We start from the raw sequence: 2,096 nt of genomic DNA on the forward strand, positions 1-2,096 counted from the left end.
TGCGACGGTCTGCCAGGTGGTTTTGCAGTGGGAGGGTGCGTACGGCAAGGCGTACAAGATTCAGACCAGTGCCGATGGCACCGCCTGGACCGATGCCTACGGCACCACGACCGGTGCCGGTGGCACCGAGACGCTGACGGTCAACGGGACCGGCCGGTATGTGCGGATGTACGGCACCGTCCGGGGCAGCGGCTACGGCTACTCACTGTACGAGTTCAAGATCTTCACCACCGGAGGAACCACGACGCCGCCCGTCGAGCCGACCGATCCGCGTAACCCGAACCTGGGTCCGAACGTCAACGTCTACGACCCCTCGACGCCGGCCGCGACCATCCAGAACCGGCTCAACCAGTTGTTCGCCGCGCAGGAGACCAACCAGTTCGGCCCCGAGCGCTACGCCGTGCTGTTCAAGCCCGGCAACTACACCGCAGACGTCAACCTCGGCTTCTTCACCCAGGTCTCGGGCCTCGGCCTGTCGCCCGACGACGTCAACCTCAACGGCCACGTGCGCGTCGAGGCGAACTGGATGAACGGCAACGCCACCCAGAACTTCTGGCGCGTCGCCGAGAACCTGTCCGTCACCCTGCCGGCCGGCACGACCGTCGAGCGCTACGCCGTCTCGCAGGCCGCGCCGTACCGCCGCATGCACCTCCGGGGCGCCGGCAACCAGATCCAGCTCTGGAACGGCGGCGACGGCTGGTCGTCCGGCGGCCTGATGGCCGACACCAAGATCGACGGCGCGGTCGTCTCCGGCTCCCAGCAGCAGTGGTACTCGCGCAACAGCGAGTTCGGAAGCTGGGCCGGCTCGGTCTGGAACATGGTGTTCCAGGGCGTGCAGGGCGCGCCGCCGCCGAACTTCCCGAACCCCTCGCACACGGTCGTCGCCACCACCCCCACGGTCCGGGAGAAGCCCTTCCTGTACGTGGACGGCACCGGCGAGTACCGGGTGTTCGTTCCCGCGCTGCGGCAGAACAGCACCGGCACAAGCTGGTACAACAAGACGCCGGCCGGCTCGTCGATCTCGCTGAGCGAGTTCTTCGTGGTCCGCCCCGGCACCACCGCCGCGACCATGAACGCGGCCCTGGCGCAGGGCAGGCACCTGCTGGTCACCCCGGGCGTGTACAACCTGGACCAGCCGCTGCAGGTGAACCGCGCGGACACCGTGATCCTCGGCCTGGGCCTGGCCACGCTGAAGCCGACCGCGGGCACCGCGGCCATCAAGATCGCGGACGTGGCCGGCGTGAAACTGGCGGGCCTGCTGGTCGAGGCCGGCGCCGTCAACTCGCCGACGCTGATCGAGGTCGGGCAGGCGGGCGCCGCCGCGAACAACGCGGCCAACCCGATCTCGCTGCACGACGTGTTCGTCCGGATCGGCGGCTCGGGCGTCGGCCGGGCCACCGACAGCGTCGTGGTCAACAGCAACAACGTGATCGGCGACCACCTGTGGCTGTGGCGCGCCGACCACGGCGACGGCGTCGGCTGGTCGGTCAACACCGCCGACCGGGGCCTGGTCGTCAACGGCGCCGACGTCACCATGTACGGCCTGTTCGTCGAGCACTTCCAGCGGTACCAGACGGTCTGGAACGGCGAACGCGGCCGGACGTACTTCTACCAGAACGAGATGCCGTACGAGATGCCGAACCAGGCGGCCTGGATGAACGGCGCGACCCGCGGCTACGCGGCCTACAAGGTCGCCGACTCGGTGAACACCCACCAGGCCTGGGGCGTCGGCAGCTACTGCGTCTTCACCCTCGACCGGTCGGTGGTGGGGGAGCGCGCGATCGAGGCCCCGGTCAAGGCGGGCATCCGGTTCACCAACATGGTCACCGTCTCGCTGGGCGGCCAGGGCACCATCAACAAGATCATTAATGACAAGGGCGGCACGGCGCAGAAGGGCGCGGAGATCCAGTACCTGACGTCCGGCCCGTAACCGCCGCACATGACCCCCTGCGCGCTACGGCGCCACCGAGACCGTGGCGCGCAGGGGCTTCCACGAACCGGCCCGGGTGGGTGCGCCCGGCAGCCGGCCCGGGGCGGTGGACCGGGCCGGGTGGGCGGGGTGGGTGCGGCGGGGCGGGTGGGGGGGGGTGGGGGCG

Annotated in this window: 1 protein-coding gene; it reads left to right on the plus strand. The window is 69.8% G+C overall.

Annotated elements, in window-relative coordinates:
- Positions 1–1,930, plus strand: a 1,930-nt coding sequence (locus tag AB0F10_RS45350) for a discoidin domain-containing protein (protein WP_360640783.1), incomplete at its 5' end; no start/stop codon positions are given.
- Between the last annotated feature and the right edge of the window lie 166 nt (positions 1,931–2,096).

It is taken from the genome of Actinoplanes sp. NPDC026623 (assembly GCF_040638275.1).
Taxonomy (GTDB): domain Bacteria; phylum Actinomycetota; class Actinomycetes; order Mycobacteriales; family Micromonosporaceae; genus Actinoplanes.